Origin of the sequence: Nonomuraea antri, from assembly GCF_013283785.1 — a bacterium.
GTDB lineage: Bacteria > Actinomycetota > Actinomycetes > Streptosporangiales > Streptosporangiaceae > Nonomuraea > Nonomuraea antri.
Genome location: NZ_JABCPZ010000084.1, coordinates 14,896 through 41,019 on the forward strand (window position 1 = coordinate 14,896; position 26,124 = coordinate 41,019).

Below are 26,124 nucleotides of genomic sequence, written 5' to 3' on the forward strand. Positions count from 1 at the left end.
CCGGTTGGCGCCCTGCCTGCGTGTCGTGCTCGATCACCACGTGACCAGCAGGTCCACCGGATGCGGCGTGAGCCGTCCTGGCCGGCGACGCGGCATGTCGTCGGGGAAGGCCAGCCGCAGCCGGGGGAACCTCCGGGGCAAGGCGGCGAAGAGCACCTGCAGCTCGGCGCGCGCCAGCGGCGCGCCGGGGCAGTAGCGCGATCCGAAGCCGAACGTCAGGTGCGGGTTCGGGTGGCGAGTGACGTCGAAGCGCGTGGGGTCGGGGAAGACGCGGGAGTCCTGGTTGGCGTCCAGTTTTCGGACGAGGATCAGGTCACCGGTCCTGATCGCGGCCCCGGCCGCCTCGATGTCGTGGTGGGCGTAACGGACGATGCCGAGCTGTTCGGTGGCCGGGTCCTTGGGCAGCGGGTTGCGTACCCGGAGGATCTCCTCGACGGCGCCCGGCACCAGGTCCGGGTTCCGCCACAGCGCCACCCGCGCCTCCTCGTCGCCGAGCAGCAGCAGGACTCCTTTGCTGATCGCGGCGACGGTGGTCTCGTTGCCGGCGAAGAGCAGCGTCGTGGCCAGCGCGACGACCTCCGTCTCCGTCAGCTCGCCCGAGCCGTCGGCCACGCCCAGCAGGTCCGAGATCGCGTCGTCGCCGGGTTTGTCGCGCTTGTGCCTCACCAGCTCGGTCATGTACGCCCGCAGGTTCTCCATGCCCGAGCGCGCCCGCTGGTGGTCATCGGCGTGTGTCCAGTCGTCCGACCAGCGGTGGAACCGGTCACGGTCCTCCACGGGCACTCCCAGCAGCATCGCGACGACGAGCGCGGGCAGCGGCTGGGACACCGCCTGGTGGAAGTCGGCGGGCCGGGGCAGCGCGGCCAGGTCGTCGAGCAACCGTTCCGTCAGTTCCCGGATCTGCGGACGCAGGGCCTCCGACTGGCCGGAGGAGAACGCGCGGGCCATCAGCCGCCGCATCCTGGCATGCTCGGCCCGCTCGGTCTCCACCGTGCCCCATGGGCGGCCGAACAAGGTGGACTCCGAGAAACGTGGCGCGTTGGCCGGGTCCGGGTGGGACCGGCCGACCCGGTTGTCGGCCAGCAACGCCCTGGCGGCGTCATAACCGGTCACGAGCCAGGCGGGATCGCCGGCGGGTGTGGTGATCCTGCGGATGCCCGGGCAGCCCTCGGGCTTCCCGTCCTGCACGCTGTCCTGCATGCCTTCCATGCCTCCTCCTTACGATGGCGTGTCGCGTACCGCGCCGATCGCCCGGGTGCCGGCGACGAGCGCGGTGATCAGCACGGTCACGACGGCCCCGCCGACGAGCGCGGCGCGGAAGCCGACCGCGTCCGCCACGGCCACCGCGGCGACGGAGGCCAGCGGGAGCAGCGTCAGCGAGACCGCCTGGTCGGTGGCCACCACCCGGGACAGCCGGTCCTGCGGGATCCGGGTGGTCACCAGCGTGGTCCAGAGCGTGGCGTACATGGCCAGGGCGCAGCCGGTGAGCGCCTGGCCGAGGAGCACGGGCACCGGTGAGCCCGCGAAGGCCAGCGCCACGTTGGCCGGGACCGTCGCCGCCACCAGCAGGCAGGCCGCCCGCGCCGGGCGCGCGGGCCGGAACCGGAACGACGCCAGCCGCCCGGTCAGGTACCCGACGCCCAGCCCGGCCTGGATCAACCCCCAGGCGGCCGCGCCGCCGAGCCGGTCCCGCGCGACCACCGGGCCCAGCACGGTGAACAGGGCGAGCCCGCAGAACACGAACGCCGCGAACTGCGTGCTCAGCAGCCACAACCATCGTTGCCTGGCGAACTCGCGCCACCCCTCGCGCAGGTCGTCCAGCATTGACGGCCGGCTGGGCGGAGACGGCCGCCGTCCGCCGGAGCGTATTCTCCGCAGCAGGGCGGCGCTGAGCGCGAAGCTGATCGCGTCGATCGCGATGACCGGAGCCGGTCCGATGAGCGCCACCAGCCCGCCCGCGACGGCGGGCGCCACCAACATCGCGGCGCTCGAGGCCAGCCCCAGCGCGGCGCTGGCCTCCCGGCGCCGAGGTTCGGGCACGATCTCGGCGATCAGGCCCACGGCGGCCGGGTCGAAGAACGACGTCGCCGCGCCCAGGAGCGCGGCCAGCAGCACCAGGACCGGCACGGTGGCGGCCCCCAGCAAGAGAACAGCGACCAAGGCCGCGGTGATCGCCGCCGCCACGAGATCGCCGATCACGAGGACGAGTTTGCGGTCGAGCCGGTCGCACCACGTTCCCGCCAACGGCGTGAGGACGATCTTCGGCACCAGCTCGGCCGCCACGACCACGCCCAGCACCGCGGGCGGATGCCCCGCCTCCAGCACCGCGAAGGCGAGGGCGATCCTGAACATGTGGTCGCCCAGCAGCGAGAGCAGCCGCGCCCCCATGAAGAACCGGTACGGCCGCCCCGCCCCCCGCACCCCGCGCACCAGCCCGCTCGCGGCGCCTTCCGTGCCTCTGCCCGCGCTCACTCGCACGCGCTGAGCAACTGGTCGGCGGCACCCGAGACCGCGCCGGACAGCGGCCCGCAAGCCCCGTCACGAGCGGCCAGGTCGTCCCGCTCGGCGCGGGAGGCGTCCAGGACGGCCATCGACCGGCCGGCCACCGCCGCCGACCCGGCCTCGTCGAGCCCGTCCTTCAGCGTCATGGACACCAGCTCGCGCAGCGCCTGGTGCGGCAGGCGGCGCAGGCGGTACATCTGCTGAATGGCGGCCCGCCGCGCGTCCTCGGCCTGGCCCTGCACGGCCTCGCGGTGAATGAGGCGCCAGGCCTCGATCTCCTCGTTGATGCGATGCTGCGCCCGGTCGCGGAAGCCGCCCAGCGCCGCCCAGATCCGGTGGACCTCCGGGTTCTCGAACCACTTCGGGTCGTCCTGCTCCGGCATCGGCCCGGCCGCCCACCGGTCGTAGAGCGGCGTGCCCGGGTAGAAGGTCAGCCTGCTGTAAGCCGTGGTGGGATAGCCCGCGTCGGCTCCCGCCGCCTCCAGGAAGTCGAGGCTTTCCGCCAGTTCCGTGGGCGTCGACCACGGGTCGAACATGATGTAGTCGATGATCGTGCGGATGCCGGAGGCCTGGATGAGGCGGATCGCCTCCAGGTTGACCTCGACGGTCAGGTCCTTCTGGTACCGGTCGAGCACGCTCTGGCTGCCGCTCTCGATCCCCATCTCGATCGACGAGCAGCCGCCCACGGCGAGCGCGTCGAGCAGGGCCGGATGCTTGACGACGTGGTCGGCGCGGGCGGCGAACGAGAACGTGCCCGGTTTGTCGGCCTCGACCAGGGCGTCGGAGAAGCGCCGCACCCAGTTCGGCGCGTACGGGAACAGGTCGTCGACGAAGGCGAAGTGCTCGGCGCCGTGGTCGCGGCGGACCATCGCCATCTCCTCGGCCACCGACTCCGGCCGCCTGACCCGGCGCATCGGCCCGTCCTCGCGACGGTAGAAGGACTGGATGTCACAGAAGGAGCAGCGGTAGGGGCAGCCGCGGCTGGCCGCGATGGTGGCGCAGGGCACCACGTCGAGCGTGGGCCAGCGGCGCACGCCGGCGTACTCGCTGAGCGGTGGCAGCAGGTGGCGGGCCGGCAGCGGCAACGAGTCCAGCGAGGACAGGAGCTTGCGCGATCCGTTCCAGACCAGCTCTTCGCCCCTGCGGAAGCTCAGGCCGCGAATTCCGGTGAAGTCCGCGCCGCTCGCGTGCGCCTCGACCAGTTCGGCCAGGGTCTGCTCGCCCTCGCCGCTCACCACGGCGTCCAGTTCGGGTACCTCGGCCAGCACGGTCGTCGGGAGCACCGCGCTCACATGATGCCCGCCCGCCACCAGGAGCGCCTGTCCACCGGCCGCGCGGTAGCGGGCGGCAGCCTGTCCCACCATGGGGAACGACGGGGTGGTGGTGGAGAACCCGATCAGCCCGGCCCGCTCCGACAGACACCGCTCGACCAGGCCGTCGAGCCCCCCGGAGTCGCTGCTGCCCTCATGGATCTCGACATCGTGCCCCCGTTCGAGCAGGTAGGCGGCGAGGTAGGCGACTCCGAGCGGCTGGCTGCGCCGCCCGAAGGACACCTTCGGTGGCGTCGGCATGTTCACCAGGAGTATGCGCATGGCTGGGTGACCTCCAGTGATGATCAGTTACGCAGCACGAGTGACGCGGAGACGTCGATGCTGTCGATGTCGTGGAACCAGCCACGCGGGATGTACAGCGCGTCGCCCGGTGACAGGGTGGCGGCCAGACAGGCCGGTGGGTCGTCGCAGGAGGCCGCGTAGGACTCGTACGTGCCGGGCCAGGATCTGATGGCGGCGATCTGAGCCAGGACGCGCTCTTCGGCGTGCGGAGGGAAGAGATAGGCCCGCTTGTGCCCCGCGATCTGGCCCAGCAGCCCGTCTCCTCCATCGCGGTGGATCGGCGTACGGCTTCCGGGAGAGGCCAGCCAGACGGCCGTCACCTCTGGGTCGGCGGGGGCGGAGAACAGCTCCTCCGGGTACCGCAACTCCGGTTCGAGACGCTCGCGCACCTCCGGGTCGGACAGCCGGAGCCGCAACTGCGCCCGCCACTCGTCCCCGCTCACCGCCTTCGCCGCCTTCGCCGCGAAGTCCGTGACCGTCATCCCGGTCTGGGACACCACGTCGTGCAGGTCGGTGTGGGTGGAGATGGCCTGGCCGCGCCGGCTCTCGTAGCAGGGGAAGAGCCGGTCGGGAAACATCGCGACGAGCGCTTCCCGGGTACACCGGGACAGGGCCGGCAGCCCGCGCGCGGCACCCGTCAGGACGACAGGCCGCTGGTCCAGGTAGTCGTGCCGGAACCGCGCGACGACCGGCGGGGCGAACGCGATCGACTCGATCTCGGCCGGTGTCCGGGTCCTCATACGGCCGCTGCTTCTGATACGGCCGCCGCTTCCCAGACGCGCCGGGACGCGGCGGCGGGCGCGGGCTCCTGCTCGCCGAGCACCGTACGCAGGTGTTCCAGGCACGGTTCCACCAGCTCCGGCAGGCCCGTGCGGGGCAGCAGGTGGCGCAGCCGCGACGTGGCGGAGACCGCGCCGGGATCGATGGCCAGGCAGGACAGGTAGCAGGTGACGGCGTGCTCCAGGTCGCCCAGCCGCTCCCGGGCGTACCCGGCCATGAACCAGGCCAAGGGACTGGTCGAAGGGCCGAGCCAGGCGCTGCGCTCGAAGGCCGCGGCGGCCTCCGGCCACTTGCCACGCTGCTTGAGCACCTCGCCGAGCACCATGTGCCGCATGGGGTCCAGCTTGTTGCGTGCGGCGCTCTCCCGGATGCGCTCCTCCGCGAGGTCGAGGTCGCCGAGCCACTGCGCCTCGCGGCAGCGCGTCTCCAAGATCGTGGCGAGGTTGTCCGCCTTGAGCAGCGCCTGGTCGGGGGTGTCCGCGGGCAGTCCGCGGGCCAGTTCCTCCGCCTCGCCGAGTTGTCGCGTCACCTCCTCCCGGGCACCGCGCAGCATGGGCTCGAACGCGACCGCGCGCAACATCTTGCTGCGCCCCAGGTCCCGGTGGAACGGATCGTCGCCGTGGTCCAGCCCCTCGAAGGCGGCGCGGGCCACCCCGGCGTAGTGGCGCACCGCGTCGGCGTCCTTGACGATCTTGCCGAACAGCACGCACAGCAGCATCGCGGCGGACAGGCGTGCCCGGCTGCCGGGCGGAGCGCACGCCGCCAGGCGCTCGAGATCCGACGGCCAGTACTCGACGGACGTGCCCGGCGGGCCCAGGGCATAACCGGTGAAGAGGGTGGAGCGCGCCGCTGCGAGGACGTACGCCAGATCGGCGTGGGCCTCACCCGCGCCCGCCACGTCCTGCTCGCCGAACAGATCGAGGGCGAACAGATCGAGGGCGAACCGGTCGAAGCCGAGCTTGACCAGGAGCTTGGCCAGGGCGACGCGCTGCGACGCGGTCAGCTCGGCGACGGCGGCGACCCATTCGGCGAGTCGTGCCGCCCGGCCGTCGCCGGCGTCACGCAACGCCTCGACCGGCGAGGTGAGCGCCACCGCCGGGACCCCGAGGTGCCGGGCCAGCAAGGGGCGGAACGCCGGTGGATGGACCTGCTGATGCCAATGGAACGGCGGCACTCCCCGCTCGACGTTGCGGAAGGCCAGCCCGACGCCCTGGGCGTGCAGGGCGCCGTACGACGCCTCCCTGAGGTCGAGGTACGGCGCGTACAGCAGGCCGAGCGGCCCGTGCCCGGCGGGTGGCGCGAGAGGGGTGGCGAGCAGGGGCCGGCCGCTGATCGCAGGGACGCGGTGCTCACGGGCGCCGGCCGCCGGGCGGCGGAAGACGACTCTGACCGTGCTGACCGACTTGAAACGGGCGCTGCCCGACATGGCGCTCTCCGGGTTTGTCGTTTCTGGACTGTCAATCGCCGCAGACGTCGCAGCCGGGGTCACGGTCCACGGGGATGCGCCGCGCCTCACCGGAGGGGGCGTTCACCGTGACCATCCCGTTGATCGTCGCGGGCGTCTCGGTGCCGGCCAGGAAGGAGACGGCTTCCCAGGTGGCCAGGCCGCACATCAGCATGTTCATCCCGGGCCGCGTGCGCGAGGTGTACGGGTAATGCCGGTCGAGCTGGTCCGCGACTCCGCGGTAGTCCGTGTGGACCTTGGCCGAGAGCCGTTCGTAGCAGCGGAAGCAGGCGGTCTTGCCGGGGACGCACAAGGGGCCCGCGTAGGAGTTGAAGAACATCAGCACCGGGACCCGCCGCCGCACGCACGCGCGCGTCGTCTCCAGGCGCGAGCCCCTGGGCGGGTAGTCGGCCAGGTGGATCACCAGGTCCACGTCGTCGAGCAGGTCCTCCAGTTCGCCGGCCGCCATCATGTACCTGGGCACGGCCGTGAACTCCAGGTCCGGGGTCCGTGCCTCCAGGCGTGCCTTGAGCGCCACGGCCTTCGGCTTGTCGATGTCGTCGGCGGTGAAGAACAGCTGACGGTGCAGATTGTCGGCTTCGACGGCGTCACCGTCCATGCCGATCAGGCGCCGCACCCCCGAGGAGACCAGCGAGGCCGCCATCAGGCTGCCCGCCCCGCCCAGACCCACCAGCATCACCCGCGACCGCTTCACCGCCAGGTGGATGTCGAAGCGGCTGCGCTGCTCGGTCTCGAAGTCCGCGTAGTAGGCGAGGTGACGGCGGTAGGCGGCCACGTCGTCCAGCGTCAGGCCGGCGGGCACCGGCGCCTGGGCGTCGACCAGGACGCGCCGGTCGCCCAGCATGCGCACCAGCCGGCGGACGGCCGTGGGTGAGACCTTCGGGTGGCGGTCCTGGATCGCGTCGATCACGCCGTCCACCGAGCGGCTGCCGTCGAGCAGCTCGAACAGGTCCCTGATGGCCTGGGCGGGCAGGCCCGCCTCCGGCTGCGTCCGTATGACGACTCTGCGCAGGTCCCTGGCGACGACGAGCGCGCCGTCCTCGAATTCAAAAAGGCCCCAGCCGCTCACGCGCTGGGGATGTACATCAGCGGTTTCGTACACGTCGCTCCTCCCGAATCGGACTGCTTTCAGGTGCCACGTTGTTCGCCGAGTGGCAGGACAATACGCGCCGACGGCGCCCGAATCATCGAGCGCCGTCCTCTGGCTCGTGCACTCGAAGCTTCGGCCTACCGGCTCAGGGCCATTGACCTATTCTTCGTACGTCAGAATCGCCGCCGCGTCGGGCAGGCCCTCGATCGTGGAGCTGATCTTCTTCTCCTGCTCCTCGACGCTGATGACCTCCACGTCGACATCGGTGGCCGTGAGCGCGCCGGCCGCCGATTCACTCCGCACTTCCGGGTCCATGACCTCTCCCCTTCCCTTTCCATTCATGGCGCACGCCTTTTATGGCGGCGCGGTGATTTTGACCATAAGTAGTCGCGGACGGGGCGTCAATAATGTTCGGCAGGCCCGAGAATATGGCTCCGGAGTTTTCCTTGAATTTTTCTTGCTACTTTCTTGAGATGAACGGTCCGGACGCCGGACAACCATTCCGTGCAAGGCCGGGAATTCGGCATCGTCCGCGGGACGACGAGTCAATCGGCGGTCACGGGGCGTTCGAAGTCGATCCGGTGCTCGTGCAGCCAGGCGAGCACCTCCGGCCGGTTGAACCTGCGCATCATCGCCGGGAACATCGCGTCCCGGATCATCCGTCCGAATCCGGTCGCGGATTTACTCCAATTGATCTGCTTCGCCCCCGCGTGTATCCGCCGTAATCGCGGCTCACGCAACCGCTGGTATGCGGCGAAGGCCTGCTCGACGGGCAGGTCCCGCAGGCACCGGGCGAGCTCGACGGCGTCCTCGATCGCCATCGACGCCCCCTGGCCGGAGCTGGGCGAGGTGACATGACAGGCGTCTCCGATCAGCACGGCACGCCCACGGGACCATACGCGCGGCGCCGCCATCTGATGCGAGACGAACCACTGGTAGGCGGGCGGCGTGGCGCCGATGATGCGGCTCGCCGGTGAAGCGTCGCGAGCGTGGAGCGCCTGCAGGCGAGCGTGCCATTCGCTGTCACTGACGGCGGCCGGCGCGGCCGGGTCGGGCTCTTTCGACGCCGGGATGTTGACGAACCACCAGACGCAGCCGTCGTCCCGGACGGTGTAGCCGAAGAAGGCCTTCTTGCCGAACACCATGTGGAAATCGCCCGGCTCGGCGTCCACCTCGATGTCGCGGGCGAATCCGCCGGTGCCGAAGATGCCCGAGTAGCGGGGGCGAGGGGCCTTCGGGTCAATCTCGGCCCTGGTCACCGAGTGCATGCCATCGGCGCCGATGAGCACGTCCCCGGCTTCTCGGCTGCCGTCGGCGAAGTGGGCCATCACGTGATCGCGGCCGTGCGTGATCCTGGCGAGGCGTTTGCCGTGCACTGTCCGGATCCCGCGCTCGGCCGCCAGTTCGCGCAGCGTGCCGTACAGATCGGAGCGCAGGAGCTGGATGGCTGTCGTCCCGTCCGGTAACGGCTCCCGGACATCCTCCCCGAGCCTGCGGCCGTTGCCCAGCCACAGGACTCCGCGCGGAACGGGGAATCCGGCGTGCCGTACCGGCAGGTGGGCGTCGAGGGCCTGGAGCGCGGCCAGGCCGTTGGTGGACAGGCCCATCGTCGCGCCGACCCCGTGCGCGGTGTCGTGGTGGGCTTCGAACACCGTCGATCCGAGGCGAGGGTCGGGCATGTCAACAGATCTCGTCGCGGCGGCACTCGCTGAGATTCCGCGGTTCGTCAGTGCGACCACGCTGTTCCAGAACGCGGTCGCCGATCAGCTGGGGGTGCCGCCGGGTGATCTGCACTGCCTGAATCTGGTCGGCACCGGAGAGGCTGACACACCCACCGCGCTGGCCGAGCGGATGGGGATGACGACCGGGGCGGTCACCAAGATGCTCGACCGGATGGAGGAGAACCGGTTCGTGCGCCGGGAGCCGCACCCGGATGACCGGCGGCGGGTCGTCATTCGCCCGCTGCCCGATCGGGCCGAGGAACTGGCGGCTCTCTACGAGCCCATGGCCCGGTTCCTCACCGAGGAGATCGCCCGGTTCGAGGAGGAGCAGCTGCGGTTTCTGGTGGAGTTCGCGCGGACGGCTCGGGAGGTCGCCGTGCGGGAGACGCTTCAGCTTCGGAAAGCCGGCCGGAGTCATGCCACCAGGGCGCGGGGCACCAGGTAGCTCCGAAGAACTCTCGATCCAGCTCGGTGAGCCGGGGTTTCCTGGTTTCCGGCGAGTCTCGTCCACGGACACCGAGGGTGGACAGGCTCGACGCCGCTTCCAGGCGTGCACTATCAAGGAGTCCACATCCCCCAGCGAAGCCGCTCGTCTTCCTTGAAGCCCCTTGACCAAGATCGTGGTGCTCATGCGGAAACTATCCACAGTGCTCGTCGTCGGGGTGGGTCTCATCGGCACCTCGATCGCGCTCGCCCTGCGCAGCCGCGGCGTGACGGTCGCGCTCTCCGACGTGGACGAGGACGCCGTGCGGCTCGCGCGCGAACTCGGCGCCGGTCAGCCGTGGCAGGGTGAGCCCGCCGACCTCGGGGTGCTCGCGGTGCCGCCGGACCTGATCGCCGAGGTCCTGGCCGATCTGCAGAAGCGGGGCGCCGCCCGCGCGTACACCGACGTGGCCAGCGTCAAGGCCGAGCCGACGGCCGCGGCGGCCCGGCTCGGGTGTGACATGACCACATTCGTCCCAGGTCATCCGCTGGCCGGGCGGGAGCGCTCCGGCCCCACCGCCGCCCGCGTCGACCTCTTCCTTGGCCGTCCCTGGGCGCTCTGCCCGGGGCCGGAGACCTCCGTCGAGTCCGTCCGGCTGGCGCGCGAGCTGATCTCACTCTGCGGAGGCCAGGAGATCGACGTCGGAGCACGGGAGCACGACGACGCGGTCGCCCTGGTGTCGCACGCCCCGCACGTCGTGGCCGCGGCCGTGGCGGCGGCGCTGGAGCGGGCGGACGGGCACGAGCCCGATCATCTCCGGGAAAGGCCCGTCGCGCTGGAGCTGGCCGGCCAGGGGCTGCGCGACGTGACCCGGATCGCGGGCGGCGACGTGCGATTGTGGCGGGCGATCCTGGCCGGGAACGCACTCCCGGTCGCCGACGAGGTCGCCGGAATCGCCAGGGACCTCACCCGTGCGGCGACCGCGCTGCGCATCGGCCAGTTGGACGTGATCACGGACCTGCTGCGGAGGGGGATCTCGGGGCGAGCCAGGATCCCCGGCAAGCACGGTGGGCCCGCCCGCGACTACGCCGTGCTCCAGGTGGTCCTGCAGGACCGGCCCGGCGAGCTCGGCCGGCTGTTCAACGCCTCCGGGCTCGCCGAGGTCAACATCGAGGACGTCCGACTCGAGCACTCGCCGGGTCTGCCCGTCGCCGTGGCCGAGATCTCCGTACGGCCGCGGGACGCCGAGCGCCTGACCGAGGCGCTGCAGTTCCACGGTTGGTACGTGTCGGAGCTGTGGCCGGGACACTGTGACCCGGTTGTGACTGAGGTCGGGGCAGGATAGAGCGGTATGCGTGTGCTCGTGGTGGAAGATCAGGTCGAGCTGGCCGATTCCGTGGCCAGGGTGCTGCGCCGGGAGGGCATGGCCGTCGACGTCAGCTACGACGGCGACGACGCGCACGAGCGGCTCTTCGTGGTGGACTACGACGTGGTGGTCCTGGACCGGGACATCCCCGGCATGCACGGTGACGACCTGTGCGGCGAGCTCGCCGCGGGGGCCCGGCGGACGCGGGTGCTGATGCTCACCGCCTCGGGCACGATCGCCGACCGGGTCGCCGGCCTGAGCCTCGGCGCCGACGACTACCTGCCCAAGCCCTTCGCCTTCGCCGAGCTCGTGGCCCGGATCCGCGCGCTGGGCAGGCGCGCGCAGCCGCCCACGCCACCCATCCTGGTCCACGGCGATCTGCGGCTCGACCCGGCCGGGCGGGTGGCGACGAGAGCCGGCATGCGGCTGCCGCTGGCGCCGAAGGAACTGGCCGTGCTGGAGTATCTGCTCGCCGCCGGAGGTCGCGTCGTCCCTGCCGAGGAGCTGCTGGAACGGGTGTGGGACGAGGAGGCCGACCCGTTCACCACCACCGTCAAGGCGACGATCAACCGGCTTCGGTCGAAGCTGGGGCCGCCCCCGTTGATCGAGACCGTGCCCCGCGTGGGCTACCGGATCTGATCGCCGCGCGGCCTGGTGGCCGGTGGTGCGTCACACCACGGTCACAAGACGCCTGACGTCCCTGTCACCGCCCCTCCCGTAGACAAGTGCCGAGAGGTTCACCGGACAGGAGAAAGGCGCCATGCGGAAGGCAATCATGACACTGGCGGCGGTCGGGCTGATCGTCGCGGGCTGCGCGAGCGGGCCGGACCCCGAGGGTTCCGGCAACGGCAACGCCGGCAGCGGAGACCAGGCCGGGGACGTGCAGGCGAAGGCGGTGAAGTTCGCCGAGTGCATGCGCGGCAACGGGCTCAAGGACTTCCCCGACCCGGTCGACGGTCAGTTCAACACCAACTTCAGGAGCGGCACCGTGCTGGACCCCAGCTCGCCGCAGTGGAAGACGGCCCTGGACAAGTGCAAGGATCTGCAGCCCGCCGGGTTCCTGGGCGGCGGCGGTCAGCTCTCCGGCGAACAGCAGCAGAAAATGATCAAGTACGCCGAGTGCATGCGGAAGAACGGCGTCCCGGACTTCCCCGACCCGCAGGGCGGCGCGCTGCTGAGCGGGGACGTCGACCGGAACTCGCGGGAGTACAAGGCCGCGGCTGAAGCCTGCCGCGAGCTCAACCCCGGCGGGCTCATCGGCGGGCAGTGATGCGCAGATCCCGGGTCATCACCGGTCTGGCGGCCGGCGTCGCGGCCACCGTCGCCACGGGGGCGGTCCTGCTGACCTATTCCGGCGGCACCGCGTCGAGCGCGCAGCCCCGCCCACCGGAGACGGCGGCGGTGACGAAGGGGCGGCTCGACTCCCAGATCACCGACGACGGGACGCTCGGATACCGCAAGCGTCCCGACGGCTCGCCGTACTCCGCGGTCAACCAGGCGAGCGGGATCTACACCCGGTTACCGCAGGAGGGTGACCAGGTCGGCTGCGGGGAGACGTTCTACCGCGTCGACGACCAGCCGGTGCTGCTGCTGTGCGGCGACACCCCGGCCTATCGCGACCTGTCGGCCGGCGCGAAGGGCAAGGACGTCCGGCAGCTCAACCAGAACCTGAAGGTGAGCGGAGACCGCTTCACCGCGAAGACGGCGCGGGCGCTGCGGAAGCTGCAGAAGCAGCGCGGGATGCCGGTGACCGGCGAGCTCCCCCTGGGCGACGCGGTCTTCATGCCCGTCTCCATCAGGGTGATCGGGGTCGCCGGCAGGCTCGGCACCCGGGCCCGCGTCGGCGCCGAGGTCGTGCAGGCGTCGCTGGCGGAGCGCCAGGTCGGCGTGGATCTCAACGCCGCCCAGCAGAGCCTGGTCGAGGTGGGGGATCGCGTTCAGATCACCCTGCCGGACAACACGACGACCCCGGGCGAGGTCATCTGGGTCGGCGCGGTCGCCAGGCGGGGGGAGGGCGCGGGGGCCGGAACCACCGAGACCACGATCCCGGTCCTCGTCGACCTGGACCGGCCGCAGGACGTGCGCAAGCTGGACAACGCCCCCGTCCGGGTGGAGATCACGGTCGGCGGCGTGAAGGACGCGCTGATCGTGCCGGTGACCTCGGTGATCGGCAGGGCCGCCGGCGGGTTCGCGGTGGAGCGGGTGCGCGCCGACGGGCGGCGGGAGATCGTCCCCGTGGAGCTCGGCCTGTTCGACAACGTCACCGGGCGTGTCCAGGTGACGGGGGCCCTCGCCGCGGGCGACAGAGTGGTGGTGCCGTCGATATGAGGCGCTCCGCCGAACCCGCCGCGCGGAACTCCGTCACGGCGGCGCACCGGGACAAGGTCCTGGAGCTCGATGAGGTCACCAAGGTCTACGGTGAGCAGCCGCCGGTGCCCGCACTGCGCGGGGTGAGCTTCACCGTGCGCCGCGGCGAGCTGACGGCGATCGTCGGCCCGTCCGGCTCGGGCAAGTCCACGCTGCTCCACGTGATGGGGACGCTGGAGCGGCCCAGCGGTGGCACGGTGCGGATCGACGGCGTCGACGTCGCCGGACTGACCGACACCGATCTGTCCCTCCTGCGAGCGCACCGCATCGGCTTCGTCTTCCAGCAGTTCTTCCTCGCCGAGTACGCCACCGTGCTGGAGAACGTCGCCGACGGGCTGCTGTACACCGGGGCGGGCCTGGCCGAGCGCCGTGCGCGTGCCGAGGAGTCGCTCGAGAGGGTCGGCCTGGCGCACCGGTCGGGTTTCCGGCCGCCCAAGCTCTCCGGCGGTGAACGGCAGCGGGTGGCCATCGCCCGCGCCCTGATCGGCCGGCCGGCGATCGTCCTGGCCGACGAGCCGACCGGCAACCTGGACAGCGTCACCGGCACGTCGATCGTGGAGCTCCTGCACGAGCTGCATGCCGACGGGGCGACGATCATCGTGGTCACGCACGACATGGAGCTCGCCGCCGCCCTGCCGCGCCAGATACGGATGCGCGACGGCCAAGTGATCTACGACTCGGCGGTGAAGCGGCATGAAGCGGTGGAGCGGCATGAAGCGGTGGAGCGGTACGAAGCGGTGGAGCGGTACGAACAGGACGGGGTCGGATGAGCACGGCTACGCACGAACGCCCAGGCGTCGGCCGCAGGGCCCGGCTGTCCTTCCGCGACAGCGCGCGCATCGCCAACGTGGGGCTGCGCACCCGGCCGCTGCGTGCCGCCCTGTCGGCGCTGGGAATCGCCATCGGCACCGCCGCCATCGTCGGAGTTCTGGGCCTGTCCTCCTCCTCGCAGGCGGGACTCCTCGCGGAGATCGACCGGCTCGGGACCAACCTGCTCAAGGCCGAGGCCGGACGCACCTTCGGCGGCCAGAACGCGAACCTGCCGCTTGAGGCGCCCGCGCGGGTGTCGCACATCCCCCACGCCCAGCAGGTCGGGCACGTGGGGTTGATCAAGGACGCCAAGGTGTACCGGAGCCCCATGGTCCCCCCGGCCAACACCGGGGCCCTGCAGATCCGGGCCGCCAGCCTCAACCTGCCCTCGGTCCTGACCATCGGCGTGGATCGGGGGAGCTGGCTCAACGCGGGCACCGCCGAGGGCCCCGTCGCGGTGCTGGGGTCGGTGGCGGCGCAGCGGCTGGGGATCGACCGCGTCCATCCGGGCCTGCGCATCTGGGCCGGCGGCCAGTGGTTCCACATCGCGGGCATTCTGCAGCCGGCCACGCTGGCCCCGGAGATCGACGTGAGCGTGCTGATCGGCTACCCGGCGGCGGGCAAGTATCTGGGACACGTGAGCGTCTCCGGCGGCGAGGCGACGCACGGCCCGCCCACCACGCTCTACGTCCGCACGGCCACCGATCACGTCGAGGAGGTCCAGGCCGCGCTGGCGCGGACCGCCAATCCCCAGGCCGCCAACGAGGTGAACGTCAGCCAGCCGTCCGACGCGCTGACCGCCCGGGCCGCGGCCGAAGGAGCCTTCAACAGCCTCTTCCTCGGCCTCGGGGCCGTGGCACTGGTGGTGGGCGCCGTCGGCGTCGCCAACATCATGATCATCTCAGTGCTCGAACGCCGCTCGGAGATCGGCCTGCGCCGCGCACTCGGCGCCACGAAGGGGCAGATCCGCATGCAGTTCCTCGGTGAGGCGGTCCTGCTCGCGGCACTCGGCGGAGTCGCCGGCGTGGGCGCGGGCGCGCTGGCCACCGTGGTCTACGCGACCGGCAGGGGCTGGGACGTCGTCGTCCCCGTGCAGGCGTGGGCGGGCGGTATCGCCGCCGCGCTGCTCATCGGTGCGTTCTCCGGGCTGCTGCCGGCCCTCCGCGCGGCCCGGATGTCGCCGACCGCCGCACTCCGCACGGTGTGACCGGCTCGGGCCCGTCAAGGCTCCTTCCGCGGGGCCAGGCCGGCCGCGAGGGGGAAGGCGACACGCACCGACAACCCGCCGTCGGGCCTGGCCCGCGCGGAGAGCAGGGCGTCGTGCGCGGCGGCGATGGCGCGGACGATCGACAGGCCCAGCCCGTGGTGCCCGTTGCTGCGTACGGTGCGATCCAGCCGCTGGAAGGGTTCGAGCAGACGTTCCAGCTGGTCGGGCGGGATCACCGGCCCGGTGTTCAGCACCGAGACGACGGCCCAGCCCTCCGTGACCTCGGTGACGATCTCGACCCGGCCGCCCGCCACGTTGTAGCGCACCGCGTTGTCGACCAGGTTCGCCACGAGGCGTTCGATCAACGCCGGGTCGCCAGAAGCCAGGGCGGAGGAGAGCGTGGACTGCAGCAGCAGGTCACCGGTGGAGGTCGCGCGGACCACCCGGTCGGTGACCGTCGCCAGATCGACCGGCTGCCGGTGGACGAGCCCGCCCTCGCTCTCGGCCAGGGTGAGCAACGACTCCAGCAGGCGCCCCTGCTGCTCGCTGATGGTCAGCAGCGTGCCCATGGTGGAGCGCAGGGTGTCGGCGTCGGCGCCGGGATCGAGCAGGGCCTCCTCCAGCAGCGCGTGCTCCACGGTGAGCGGCGTGCGCAGCTCGTGCGCCGCGTTGGCGACGAAATGCTTGTGCGCGTCGAGTGCGGCGTGCAGCCTGCTGAGCAGCCCGTCGACGGTGTCGGCCAGATTCCGCAGCTCGTCGCGGGGCCCTTCCAGGGCGAGCCGTTCATGGATGTTCCGCGCGGAGATCCGCCTGATCGTGTCGTTCATCGTGCGGAGCGGCCGCAGGACCCGGCCGGAGATCAGCCAGCCGATCGCGAACGAGATGATCGTCATGATGGCGAGCGCGAACACCGACTGGATCAGCAGGTCCTGGATGAGGGCCTCGTTCTGCCGCTGGACGTAATCGCGGGCCTGCTCGGCGACGGTGAGTGACGGGGTGGGCGCGGGCAGGCCGGGCTCCAGGGTGCCGTAGCGCAGCGCCGTGGCGTTGCGCCGGGAGTTCCACACCAGCAGGAAGGTGATGGTGAGCAGCACCGCGCCCGAGGCGGCGAACAGCACTCCGTACAGCAGGGTCAGCCGCAGCCGGACCGTCCGGGGGGAGGTGACGAACCGCAGGGAGGCCAGCATCTCTCCCATCGTAGGGGCCGGGGGCTAACGGCGCGCGGCGGCGGTGTCCAAGTGAACTTCGCGTGCGGTTGGACCACTCGTGGACAGAATGCGCCGCCGGGGACGATGGACCGCGCGAGATAAACCGGCCCTGGGAGAGACATGGGACAGGTCATGATGACGGCGGGTCCAGGGGGGGTGATGGTGCGTGGCGGCGACGACGCCGGCACCGCCCGGATCCGCCCGGGAACGGCGCGCCGGACGCTTGCCTACCTGCGGCCCTACGGCGGGCCGATCGCCGCGTTCGGCCTCGTCGCCGTCGTGGAGGCGATGATCATCGTCGCGACGCCGCTGTTGCTGAAGGCGATCGTGGACGACGGGATCCTGAACAACGACATGGCGACGGTGACCCGGCTGGCCGGCGCGGTCGCGGGGCTCGCCCTGATCGAGGCGCTGGCGCAGCTCGTGCTGAGCCGGATCTCCGGCAGGATCGGCCAGGGGGTCAGCCACGACCTGCGGGTCCAGGCCCACGACCACGTGCAGCGGCTGCCGCTGGCCTTCTTCACCCGCACCCAGCCCGGAGTGCTGTCCAGCCGGATGCACACCGACATCGTCGTCGCCCAGCACGCGTTCACCCAGGTGCTCATGTCGGCGACCGCCGTGGTCACGGTGGTGCTCGTGGTGGCCGAGCTGTTCTACCTGTCCTGGCTGGTCGCGGTCGCCGCCCTGGTGCTCATCCCGATCTTCCTGGTGCCGTGGGCCTACGTGGGCCGGCGGCTGCAACGCCACCAGCGGCGGCAGATGGAGCTGCAGAGCGGCCTGGCCGGGCTGATCCACGAGCGGTTCAACGTGCAGGGCGCGATGCTCGCCAAGCTCTTCGGCCGGCCCGCCGAGGAACTGGCCGACTACACGGACCGGGCCGAGCGGATCCGCAGGATCGGGGTCGTCGTCACGGTCTACGGCCGCCTCGCGTTCATCATCATGGCGCTGCTGGCCTCGCTCGCCACCGCGGTCGTCTACGGCGTCGGCGGCGGGCTGGTGCTGGACGGGGTCTTCCAGCTCGGCACGCTGGTGGCGCTCGCCCTCCTGCTGAGCCGGCTCTTCGGCCCGATCACCCAGCTCTCCGGCATGCAGGCGGGCGCGCTGAACGTGCTGGTCAGCTTCGACCGGGTGTTCGAGCTGCTCGACCTGAAGCCGTTGATCACCGAACGCCCCGACGCGGTCGCGCTGCCCGACTCGGGTCCGGCACCGGACATCGAGTTCGAGGACGTGTCCTTCCGCTACCCCCGCGCCGACGAGGTCTCCCTGGAGTCGCTCGAAACGAACGAGCACGCCCTCGCCGAGCGCGCGGACGACAGCCCGGAGGTGCTGCGCGGGGTCGGCTTCCGGGTTCCCGCCGGTACGGTCACCGCCCTGGTCGGCCCCTCCGGCGCGGGCAAGACCACGCTGACGCACCTGGTGTCCCGGTTGTACGACCCGACGTCGGGCGCCGTTCGCCTCGGCGGCCACGACGTCCGTGACCTGACCTTCGAATCGCTGCGCCGCACGGTCGGCGTCGTCTCGCAGGACTCCTACTTGTTCCACGACACCATCAGGGAGAACCTCCGCTACGCCCGGCCGGACGCGACCGAGGAGGAACTGGTCGAGGCCTGCGAGCGCGCGCAGATCTGGGATGTGATCAAGGCTCTGCCGCGCGGGCTGGACACCGTGGTCGGCGACCGGGGATACCGCATGTCGGGCGGGGAGAAGCAGCGGCTGGCCATCGCCCGGCTGCTGCTCAAGTCGCCGTCGGTGGTCGTGCTCGACGAGGCCACCGCGCATCTGGACTCGGAGTCCGAGGCGGCGGTCCAGCGTGCCCTGGTGGCCGCGCTGCGGAGCCGTACCGCGCTGGTGATCGCGCATCGGCTCTCCACCGTCCGCGAGGCCGACCAGATCCTCGTCATCGACGACGGCGGGGTCCGCGAGCGTGGCACGCACGAGGAACTGCTGCGGGCCGGCGGTCTCTACGCCGGGCTGTACCACACCCAGCTGAACGGGAACGGGGTGGCGAAACGCCAGGCGGTGGCACTGGAGGAGAGCCGATGAACGCGATGCCCGTGGACGAGATCGAGGGGGTGCTGGCGGCACAACCCGGGGTACGGGAGGCCGCCGTGGCAGTGCGCGAGGGCCGCCTGATCGGCTATGTGGTCGCGCACGCGCCGCTTGATCCGGTACGGCTGCGCGAGCGACTGTCCGAAGTGCTGCCCGACCACCTGGTCCCCACCGTGATCATGCCCGTGGCGGTGATCGACCGGCAGGCGCTGCCCGAGCCCGCCGCCCCCGGCAGTGACGCGGCCGCACCGGCGGCGGACCCGGACGCCGAGCGGGTCTTCCGCGAGCTGTTCTCCGAGGTCCTCGGGGTGCCCGGGATCGCGGCCGGCGACCGCTTCCTCGAACTGGGCGGCGACTCGATCCTGGCCATGCGCGTCGCGGCGCGGGCGGCCGGGCACGGCCTGATGGTGACGCCGGCCCAGGTGCTGACGGAGGGGACGGCGCGGAGACTGGCCGCCGTCGCCGAGCGCGGGAAGGCGGCCCCGGCAGGGACGCGGCGGCTGATCGAGCTGTCCGCGGCGGAGTCGGCGGAGCTGGCGGCGGCCGCCCCCGGCCTGGCCGAGGTCTGGCCGCTGTCACCGCTGCAGGAGGGCCTGCTGTTCCACGCCGAGAGCTCCGACGCCTACCAGGGCCAGTGGATCGTGGAGCTGCCCGGGCCCGTCGACGTGCCGCGGCTGCGCACGTCGTGGGCCGAGGTCTTCGCGCGGCACGCGGCGCTGCGGGTGTCCTTCCACCGCCTGGCGTCGGGCAGGGCCGTCCAGGCCGTCGCGGGCGCTGTGGACCTCGACTGGCGCGAGGTGGATCTGAGCCACGTGCCCGACCAGGAGGCCGCGGTGGCCGAGGTGATCGCCGGGGAGCAGGCGGAGCTGCTGGACCTGGCGAAGGCGCCGCTGACCCGGCTGGTGCTGATCCGGCTGCGGGCGGACCTGCGTCGGCTGCTCGTCGTGCACCATCACATCGTCACCGACGGCTGGTCGGTCGCGGGCGTGCTCAACGAGGCGGCCGAGGTGTACGCGGCGGGCGGCGACGCCTCCGGGCTCGGCCCGGTGACCTCCTACCGCGAGTATCTCGCCTGGCTGGCCGGCCGGGACGCCGACGCCGCGCGCGAGGCCTGGCGCGCCGAGCTGTCCGGCCTGGACGAGCCCACCCTGGCCGGCACCGGCGCCCCCGGCGGCGAGAGCGTGTACCGCGACACGGTCGTCCCCGCGGCACTCCACACGGCGCTGCTGGACTTCGCCCGCGCCCGTGGGCTCACCCTCGGCGTGATCATGCAAGGCGCCTGGGGGATCGTCCTGTCCCGGCTGGCCGGCCGGAACGACGTCGTCTTCGGCACGGTGGCGGCCATCCGCCCGCCCGAGCTTCCCGGCGTGGAGGGGATGCTCGGGCTGATGATGAACACCGTGCCGGTCCGGGTACGGCTGCGCGGCGGTCAGCCGGTCGGCGAGATGCTCGCGGAGCTGGCGGGACGGCAGGCGAACCTGATGCCCCACCAGCACCTGGGGCTGGCCGAGATACAGCGGGCGGCCGGGCCGGCCGCGGGCCTGGACACCCTGCTGGTCATGGAGAACTACCCGCGCGACTTCGCCGGCGGCTACCGGTACCTGGGCACGGTCGAGGCGACCCACTACCCGCTGACCATCGGCGTCGTGCCGGGTGCGGAGCTGACGCTGCGGCTCGCCTACCGTGAGGGGGCGTTCGACGCCGGTGTCGCCGGGTCCCTGCTGGAGCAGCTGCTCGGCGTGCTGGCCGGCATCGTGGCCGAGCCCCTGGTCGGCAGGCTCGGCCTGCCCGCGGCGCAGCCGCTCGACCAGCCGCTCGACGAGCCGGTGGCGGCGCCGTCGCTGCCGGTGCTGGTCGGACGGGCGGTGCGGCGCGACCCCGATGCGGTGGCCGTGACGGGCCAGGACGGCGAGCTGACCTACGCCGAGCTGTGGGATCGGGCGACGGCGCTGGCGAGGAACCTGGTGGCGCGCGGAGTGGGGCCGGAGTGCCCGGTGGGCGTGGTCGCCAAACGGTCGCCCGAGCTGGTGGTCGGCCTGCTCGCCGTGTCGCTGGCGGGCGGCGCCTTCGTCCCGGTTGATCCGGAGTATCCGGCGCGGCGGGTGGCGGACATGCTGGCCGACGTGGCGCTGGTGCTGTGCACCCCGGAGACGAGGGACGTGGTGCCGGCCGGGTGCCAGGCCGTCGGGATCGACCCGAGCGGGCCCGCCTGGGACGGGCCGCTGCCGCGGGTGGACGGCGGGAACGCGGCCTACGTCATCTACACCTCCGGGTCGACGGGAGCCCCGAAGGGGGTCACCGTGTCGCACGCGAGCCTGTCCCGGTTCATCGCCTTCCGCCGGGACAGGTACCGGCTCGACGCGTCGAGCCGGGTGCTGCAGCTCTCGTCGCCGAGCTTCGACGTCGCGATGGGCGACATCTGGCCGACGCTGTGCGCCGGTGCGACCCTCGTGCTCGGGCCGGCCGGCCGGTTCTCCGGGGACGAGCTCGCCGACCTGATGCGGGACCACCGGGTCACGCACGCGATCATGGTGGCCGGTCTGCTGGCGCAGCTCCCGGACCGGGACATCCCTGAGCTGCGGGTTCTGGTGATCGGCGGGGAGGGCGCGAGCGACACCGCGCTGCGCTGGTGGTCGTCCAGGGTCGAGCTGGTCAACGAGTACGGCGTGACCGAGGCGACCGTCACCTCCACCGTCACCGGCGCGCTGACCGGCGCGCCCGCGCCGCCGATCGGCCGCCCGATCCCGGGCTGCCGCGCGTACGTGCTCGACGCGTTCCTGCGGCCGTTGCCCGCCGGGATCACCGGTGAGCTGTACCTGGCCGGGAGCGGCCTCGCCCGGGGCTACCGGGAGCGCGCCGCCCTGACGGCGGAGCGTTTCGTGGCGGTGCCCGGCTCGCTCCCCGCGGCGGCCGGCGAGCGGATGTACCGGACCGGGGACCTGGCCTACTGGACCCCGTCGGGGGAGCTGATGCACGCGGGCCGGGCCGACGGCCAGGTCAAGGTGCGCGGGCACCGGGTGGAGCTCGGCGAGATCGAGGCCGTGCTGATGAGCCACGAGTCCGTCGGCGAGGCCGTGGTGACGGTGCGGGAGGTCCAGCCCGGCAGGCGGCACGTCATCGGCTATGTCGTCCCGCGCGAAGCGGGGCAGGACCCCCGGCTCCTGCGCGAGCACGCGGCCGGCCGACTCCCCGAATTCATGATCCCGACGGCGATCGTCGTGCTGGCGGAGCTGCCCAGGACGCCCAGCGGCAAGGTGGACCGAGACGCGCTCCCCGCACCGGACCTGGCCGGGCCGGCCTCCGGCCGCGAGCCCGCCACCGCGCTCGAACGGCTCCTGTGCCGGCTGTTCGCCGAAGTCCTCGGCCTGCCCAGGGTGGGCCCGGAGGACGGCTTCCTCGAACTCGGCGGTGATTCGATCACCACGATGCAGCTCACGGCGCGGGCCCGCAGCGAGGGTCTCCGCTTCACCGCGGCGCAGGTCTTCACCGAGAAGACCCCGGAACGCCTGGCACGGTTGATCGACAGCGACCCGTCCACGGCCCCGGCCGCCGAGCCGGCGGCCGCCTCCGGGGTCGACGCCGGCGTCGGTGAGATCCCGCCGACCCCGGTGATCCGGGCGTTCGGCGACGGCGCGCTGGGCACGTGGTTCGCGCAGTGGGTGGTGCTCGCCGCTCCCGCGGACCTGACCCTGCCGGTGCTGACCCGAGCGGTGGAGGCGGTGCTGGCGACGCACGGCATGCTGCGGGCCTCGGCGGCGGACGGTCGCCTGGCGGTCCCCGACACCGGCGCCGTCGACGCGGCCGACCTCGTCACCCGGATCGAGGCCGGCGGAGACCTCGACGCCAGGACGGCGCAAGCCGTGGCGGAAGCCCGCGATCGGCTGGCCCCGAAGCTCGGCCGGATGTTCCAAGTCGTGTGGGTGGCGGGCGGGCCCGCTCAGCCGGGCAGGCTGGTGCTGGTGGCCCACCATCTGGTGATCGACGGGGTGTCCTGGCGCATCCTGGTCCCGGACCTGGCGGCGGCCTGCGAAGCGGCCGCGGCCGGCCGGGAACCGGTGCTCGAACCGGCGACCACGTCCTTCCTGAGCTGGTCCACCCTGCTGACGCGGGAGGCGGGCGGCCCGGCGCGGGCGGGGGAGCTGGAGTCGTGGCGGGCCGTCCTCGACCACCCGGCGCCGCCCCTGGACGAGCCGGACCGGGTGCAGGACACCGGGGCGACCATGCGGTCGCGATCGTGGACACTCTCGGGGGAGCGGGCGGCACGGCTGGCCGATCGCGCGCCGGCGCTGTTCCACTGCGGGATCCACGAGGTGCTGCTGGCCACGTTCGCCGGAGCGGTGGCCCGGCACTGGGGGACGTCGTCCGTGCTGCTGGACGTGGAGGGGCACGGCAGGCGGCCGTTCACGCCAGGAACGGATCTGTCGCGGACGGTCGGCTGGTTCACCAGCGTTCATCCGGTGCGGCTGTCGCTGACCGATGTCGACCTGGACGAGGCCGTGGCCGGTGGCCGCGCCGCCGGGCAGTTGCTGCTGCAGGTCAAGGAGCAGGCGCGGGCCGTACCCGGCGATGGGCTGGGGTACGGGCTGCTGCGCCATCTCAACCCCGGGACCGCGCCGGTGCTGGCCGCCCTGCCTGCGCCCCGGATCGGCTTCAACTACCTGGGCAGGTTCAGCGGCTCGGACGGCTCGGCGCCCTGGCGGATGATCGGCGGCATCGGCGGGTCGATGGATCCGGAGACGCCGCTGCAGCATGCGATCGAGGCCAACGTGATCGTGCGGGACGGGCCGGAGTTCGACCTCGTGCTGAACTGGGCCGGCCGGCTCGTCGGCGAGGACGAGGTCGAGGCATTCGTCCGTACCTGGCTCGACCTGCTGTCCGGTCTCGCCGACCACACGCGGGCGCCGGACGCCGGCGGCAGGTCCGCCTCCGACTTCGACCTCATCCCCCTCGACCAGGACGACGTGCACGAGTTCGAGTCGATCGCGGCACGGCTGACCGGCGACGCCTGATCCCGGGGGCGGGGTGCCCAACCGGGCGACATCCACAGTTGGACGGGGTGACTGTGGGTAACTGGACAATTCTTGACGGTTTTGTAGGGAAATTCGTAATTTTGCGGTGCTTGACCGCTCGACTGTGCTGTTAAGGGGGAAGTCGATGGCCGCGTCATCACAGGTCGCCGGGCCGGCTCTGGCCGAGGTCTGGCCGCTGACACCGATGCAGGAAGGCATGCTCTTCGACAGCGTGCGGACCTCGCACGCCGTGCCGGGCACCGCTCCCGACATCTACGTCATCCAGCAGTCCCAGCTCATCGAAGGAACGCTCGACGCGGCCCTGCTGCGCACCTCCTGGCAGGCCCTGCTCACCAGGCACGCGGCGCTGCGGGCCTGCTTCCACCGCGGCAAGTCGGGCGTCCCCGCGCAGCTCATCCTGCGGGAGGCCGAGCTGCAGTGGAGCGAGCGGGACCTGTCCGAGCTGCCGGAGGAGGCCGCGCGCGCCGACGTGGCGGCGCTCGCGGAGAAGGAGCGGAGCGCGGGCTTCGACCTGGAGGTGCCGCCGCTGCTGCGCCTCCTGCTGATCAAGCTCGCGGACGACCGCCACATCCTGGTGACGACCGGACACCACCTGCTGATGGACGGCTGGTCGAAGGGCATCCTGCAGGCGGAACTGCGGGCCGTCTACGCGGCCGGCGGCGATGCCGGGGTCTTGGCGCCGGCCGTGTCGTTCCGCGACCACCTGGCCTGGCTGGGCCGTCAGGACAAGGCGGCGGCCAGGGCGGCGTGGCGGGCCGAGCTGGCGGGCTTCGACTCCTCGGGCTCCCCATGGGGCGGCGGCGGCTCGGACGAACGGCAGACGGAGCCGCCCGCGCAGACGGTGGTACGGCTCACCGCCGAGCGGACCGCGGCGCTCACCGAACTCTCCCGTACGTGCGGGCTGACGCTGAACACCCTGGTACAGGGCGCGTGGGCACTGGTGCTGGCGCGGCTGTCCGGGCGGACGGACGTGGTGTTCGGCACGGCGGTGTCGGGACGCCCGCCGGAGCTGCCCGGCGTGGAGCGGATGGTGGGGATGTTCGTCACCACCGTGCCGGTCCGGGTGCGGCTGCGTGGCGCGCGCCCGTTCCTGGACCTCCTGGCCGAGCTGCAGGAACGGCAACAGGCGCTGTCGCCCCACCATCACCTCGGCCTCGCGGAGGTGCAGCGGGTGACCGGAGTCACCATCGACACGCTGGTGGTCTTCGAGAACTACGCCGGCATGCGGGAGGAGCCGGCTCCCGCAGGCTCGCCGAGGTTCACCCTGCTCGACGTCGACCAGGCCACGCCGTACCCGCTGACGTTGACCGTCCTGCCCGGGGAATCCCTGGAGTTCCAGGTGCAGTACCGGCCCGCCGCGATCGACGAACCCGTCGCGCGCGGCGCACTCGGCGAGCTCGTCCAGGTCCTGGAGCACCTGGTGACGGATCCGCGGACCCCGGTGGGCCGGGTGGAGGCGATGACCGCTACCGGCGACGGTTCGGAGAGCCGTGCCGCGGGGCCGGGCTCGGTCGTGGAGTTGATCGAGGATCGGGTGGCCCGGGCGCCGGGTGCGGTGGCGGTGGCCTGGCGTGGGGGTTCGCTGACGTATGGGGAGTTGTGGGCGCGGGCGGGCCGGTTGGCCGGGGTGCTGGCGGCGCGTGGGGTGGGTCGCGGGGATCGGGTCGCGGTGGTGATGGATCGCTCGGCCGATCTGCTGGTGGCCTTCCTCGGGGTTTGGCGGTCGGGTGCGGCGTACGTGCCGGTGGACCGGGCGTATCCGGCGGATCGGATGCGGTTCATGCTGACCGACTCCGGGGTGTCGCTGGCGTTGTGCGACGAGGCCACCGGCTGCGTGGAGGGTGTCGAGTCGCTGGTCGTGCGTGATGACGACGGCCCGGTGGCCGGGCTGACCCGGCCCGGGGCGCTGGACCTGGCGTACGTGATGTACACCTCCGGGTCGACCGGGGTTCCGAAGGGGGTGGCGGTTCCGCACGGCGCGGTGGCGGCGCTGGCCGCCGATCCCGGGCTGGAGGTCGGGCCGGAGGACGCGGTGCTCATGCACGCCTCGCACGCGTTCGACGCGTCGCTGCACGACATCTGGGTGCCGCTGGCCTGCGGAGCCCGGGTGGTGATCGCCGAACCGGGAGCGGTCGACGGAGAACGGCTGGCCGCGTACGTGGCCGGCGGCGTGACCGTGGCCCAGCTGACCGCCGGGACGTTCCGCGTGGTGGCCGAGGAGGCGCCGGAGTCGTTCGCCGGCCTCCGCGAGGTCGCCGCGGGCGGGGACGTGGTCCCCCGGGCGGCGGTGGAGCGGGTGCGAGCCGCCTGCCCGCAGGTCCGGGTACGGCACACCTACGGGCCGACCGAGTCCACGCTGTACGCGACCTGGCACGTGATCGAGCCGGGTGCGGAGGTCGGTGCGGTGTTGCCGATCGGTGGCCCGGTGGCGGGGCGGCGGGCGTTCGTGCTGGACGCGTTCCTGCATCCGGTGCCGCCGGGGGTGGCGGGTG

General features: G+C 72.3%; 19 protein-coding genes. 10 read left to right on the top strand and 9 right to left on the bottom strand.

The features are described 5' to 3' along the window. Nucleotides 1-33 precede the first annotated feature (33 nt). The 8 genes from HII36_RS26060 to HII36_RS26095 form a co-directional block, all read right to left on the bottom strand. Nucleotides 34-1,209, bottom strand: coding sequence for a cytochrome P450 (locus HII36_RS26060; RefSeq protein WP_173525874.1), 1,176 nt, complete (start codon nucleotides 1,207-1,209; stop codon nucleotides 34-36). A 9-nt stretch (nucleotides 1,210-1,218) separates the two neighbouring features. After that, a complete protein-coding gene (locus HII36_RS26065) occupies nucleotides 1,219-2,472 on the bottom strand; it encodes an MFS transporter (RefSeq protein ID WP_173525875.1) in 1,254 nt (417 codons plus the stop codon). Continuing rightward, the gene (locus HII36_RS26070; protein WP_173525876.1) at nucleotides 2,469-4,094 is read right to left on the bottom strand and encodes a B12-binding domain-containing radical SAM protein; all 1,626 of its coding nucleotides are present in this window, start codon (nucleotides 4,092-4,094) and stop codon (nucleotides 2,469-2,471) included. The genes HII36_RS26065 and HII36_RS26070 overlap by 4 nt, the downstream gene beginning before the upstream one ends. A gap of 23 nt (nucleotides 4,095-4,117) precedes the next feature. Next, nucleotides 4,118-4,855 carry a cupin-like domain-containing protein gene (locus tag HII36_RS26075; RefSeq protein ID WP_173525877.1) on the bottom strand — a complete coding sequence of 246 codons (738 nt, stop codon included), beginning with the start codon at nucleotides 4,853-4,855 and terminating at the stop codon, nucleotides 4,118-4,120. Beyond that, the gene (locus tag HII36_RS26080) at nucleotides 4,852-6,321 is read right to left on the bottom strand and encodes a tetratricopeptide repeat protein (protein WP_173525878.1); all 1,470 of its coding nucleotides are present in this window, start codon (nucleotides 6,319-6,321) and stop codon (nucleotides 4,852-4,854) included. Before HII36_RS26080 ends, HII36_RS26075 begins: the two co-directional genes overlap by 4 nt. A gap of 31 nt (nucleotides 6,322-6,352) precedes the next feature. Further along, nucleotides 6,353-7,429 (bottom strand): TOMM precursor leader peptide-binding protein, encoded by a 1,077-nt coding sequence (locus tag HII36_RS56890; RefSeq protein ID WP_173525879.1) that lies wholly within the window; start codon nucleotides 7,427-7,429, stop codon nucleotides 6,353-6,355. A 180-nt stretch (nucleotides 7,430-7,609) separates the two neighbouring features. Then, complete coding sequence (locus HII36_RS26090; RefSeq protein WP_173525880.1) at nucleotides 7,610-7,765, bottom strand: hypothetical protein; 156 nt, start codon at nucleotides 7,763-7,765, stop codon at nucleotides 7,610-7,612. Between the two features lie 230 nt (nucleotides 7,766-7,995). Next, on the bottom strand, nucleotides 7,996-9,129 hold the full coding sequence (locus tag HII36_RS26095; RefSeq protein ID WP_173525881.1) for an FAD-dependent oxidoreductase: 1,134 nt from the start codon (nucleotides 9,127-9,129) through the stop codon (nucleotides 7,996-7,998). On the opposite strand from HII36_RS26095, the gene HII36_RS26100 reads away from it, so the two are divergent. The 7 genes from HII36_RS26100 (at nucleotide 9,128) to HII36_RS26130 (ending at nucleotide 15,345) form a co-directional block, all read left to right on the top strand. Next, complete coding sequence (locus HII36_RS26100) at nucleotides 9,128-9,616, top strand: MarR family transcriptional regulator (protein ID WP_173525882.1); 489 nt, start codon at nucleotides 9,128-9,130, stop codon at nucleotides 9,614-9,616. The genes HII36_RS26095 and HII36_RS26100 overlap by 2 nt on opposite strands. Before the next feature lie 184 nt (nucleotides 9,617-9,800). Further along, nucleotides 9,801-10,940 (top strand): prephenate dehydrogenase, encoded by a 1,140-nt coding sequence (locus HII36_RS26105; protein ID WP_173525891.1) that lies wholly within the window; start codon nucleotides 9,801-9,803, stop codon nucleotides 10,938-10,940. A 6-nt stretch (nucleotides 10,941-10,946) separates the two neighbouring features. Then, complete coding sequence (locus tag HII36_RS26110) at nucleotides 10,947-11,600, top strand: response regulator transcription factor (RefSeq protein WP_173525883.1); 654 nt, start codon at nucleotides 10,947-10,949, stop codon at nucleotides 11,598-11,600. Nucleotides 11,601-11,721: 121 nt separating this feature from the next. Then, complete coding sequence (locus HII36_RS26115) at nucleotides 11,722-12,231, top strand: hypothetical protein (protein ID WP_173525884.1); 510 nt, start codon at nucleotides 11,722-11,724, stop codon at nucleotides 12,229-12,231. Beyond that, nucleotides 12,228-13,289 (top strand): RND family efflux transporter, encoded by a 1,062-nt coding sequence (locus HII36_RS26120; RefSeq protein WP_173525885.1) that lies wholly within the window; start codon nucleotides 12,228-12,230, stop codon nucleotides 13,287-13,289. Before HII36_RS26115 ends, HII36_RS26120 begins: the two co-directional genes overlap by 4 nt. After that, the gene (locus HII36_RS26125; protein WP_173525886.1) at nucleotides 13,286-14,098 is read left to right on the top strand and encodes an ABC transporter ATP-binding protein; all 813 of its coding nucleotides are present in this window, start codon (nucleotides 13,286-13,288) and stop codon (nucleotides 14,096-14,098) included. Before HII36_RS26120 ends, HII36_RS26125 begins: the two co-directional genes overlap by 4 nt. Next, entirely contained in the window at nucleotides 14,095-15,345 is a 1,251-nt protein-coding gene (locus HII36_RS26130) for an ABC transporter permease (RefSeq protein ID WP_173525887.1), read from the top strand. The genes HII36_RS26125 and HII36_RS26130 overlap by 4 nt, the downstream gene beginning before the upstream one ends. 14 nt (nucleotides 15,346-15,359) lie before the next feature. Here the strand turns inward: HII36_RS26130 and HII36_RS26135 are convergent, their stop codons facing one another. Beyond that, complete coding sequence (locus tag HII36_RS26135; RefSeq protein WP_217369979.1) at nucleotides 15,360-16,532, bottom strand: sensor histidine kinase; 1,173 nt, start codon at nucleotides 16,530-16,532, stop codon at nucleotides 15,360-15,362. Between the two features lie 153 nt (nucleotides 16,533-16,685). Between HII36_RS26135 and HII36_RS26140 the strand changes: the two genes are divergently transcribed. The 3 genes from HII36_RS26140 to HII36_RS26150 form a co-directional block, all read left to right on the top strand. Continuing rightward, the gene (locus tag HII36_RS26140; protein WP_217369981.1) at nucleotides 16,686-18,596 is read left to right on the top strand and encodes an ABC transporter ATP-binding protein; all 1,911 of its coding nucleotides are present in this window, start codon (nucleotides 16,686-16,688) and stop codon (nucleotides 18,594-18,596) included. Next, nucleotides 18,593-23,611 (top strand): non-ribosomal peptide synthetase, encoded by a 5,019-nt coding sequence (locus HII36_RS26145; protein WP_217369980.1) that lies wholly within the window; start codon nucleotides 18,593-18,595, stop codon nucleotides 23,609-23,611. The genes HII36_RS26140 and HII36_RS26145 overlap by 4 nt, the downstream gene beginning before the upstream one ends. A 145-nt stretch (nucleotides 23,612-23,756) precedes the next feature. Continuing rightward, nucleotides 23,757-26,124 (top strand): non-ribosomal peptide synthetase (locus tag HII36_RS26150; RefSeq protein ID WP_173525889.1); only part of this gene is annotated, 2,368 nt, incomplete at its 3' end.

Excerpts from the sequence above, each read along its gene's own strand:
- HII36_RS26105 (WP_173525891.1), top strand. The coding sequence starts at position 9,801 with ATGCGGAAACTATCCACAGTGCTCGTCGTCGGGGTGGGTCTCATCGGC.
- HII36_RS26080 (WP_173525878.1), bottom strand. The coding sequence starts at position 6,321 with ATGTCGGGCAGCGCCCGTTTCAAGTCGGTCAGCACGGTCAGAGTCGTC.
- HII36_RS26125 (WP_173525886.1), top strand. The coding sequence starts at position 13,286 with ATGAGGCGCTCCGCCGAACCCGCCGCGCGGAACTCCGTCACGGCGGCG.
- HII36_RS26100 (WP_173525882.1), top strand. The coding sequence starts at position 9,128 with ATGTCAACAGATCTCGTCGCGGCGGCACTCGCTGAGATTCCGCGGTTC.
- HII36_RS26135 (WP_217369979.1), bottom strand. The coding sequence starts at position 16,532 with ATGCTGGCCTCCCTGCGGTTCGTCACCTCCCCCCGGACGGTCCGGCTG.
- HII36_RS26115 (WP_173525884.1), top strand. The coding sequence starts at position 11,722 with ATGCGGAAGGCAATCATGACACTGGCGGCGGTCGGGCTGATCGTCGCG.
- HII36_RS26110 (WP_173525883.1), top strand. The coding sequence starts at position 10,947 with ATGCGTGTGCTCGTGGTGGAAGATCAGGTCGAGCTGGCCGATTCCGTG.
- HII36_RS26095 (WP_173525881.1), bottom strand. The coding sequence starts at position 9,129 with ATGCCCGACCCTCGCCTCGGATCGACGGTGTTCGAAGCCCACCACGAC.
- HII36_RS26070 (WP_173525876.1), bottom strand. The coding sequence starts at position 4,094 with ATGCGCATACTCCTGGTGAACATGCCGACGCCACCGAAGGTGTCCTTC.
- HII36_RS26145 (WP_217369980.1), top strand. The coding sequence starts at position 18,593 with ATGAACGCGATGCCCGTGGACGAGATCGAGGGGGTGCTGGCGGCACAA.
- HII36_RS26130 (WP_173525887.1), top strand. The coding sequence starts at position 14,095 with ATGAGCACGGCTACGCACGAACGCCCAGGCGTCGGCCGCAGGGCCCGG.
- HII36_RS26075 (WP_173525877.1), bottom strand. The coding sequence starts at position 4,855 with ATGAGGACCCGGACACCGGCCGAGATCGAGTCGATCGCGTTCGCCCCG.
- HII36_RS26060 (WP_173525874.1), bottom strand. The coding sequence starts at position 1,209 with ATGGAAGGCATGCAGGACAGCGTGCAGGACGGGAAGCCCGAGGGCTGC.
- HII36_RS26090 (WP_173525880.1), bottom strand. The coding sequence starts at position 7,765 with ATGGACCCGGAAGTGCGGAGTGAATCGGCGGCCGGCGCGCTCACGGCC.
- HII36_RS26140 (WP_217369981.1), top strand. The coding sequence starts at position 16,686 with ATGATGACGGCGGGTCCAGGGGGGGTGATGGTGCGTGGCGGCGACGAC.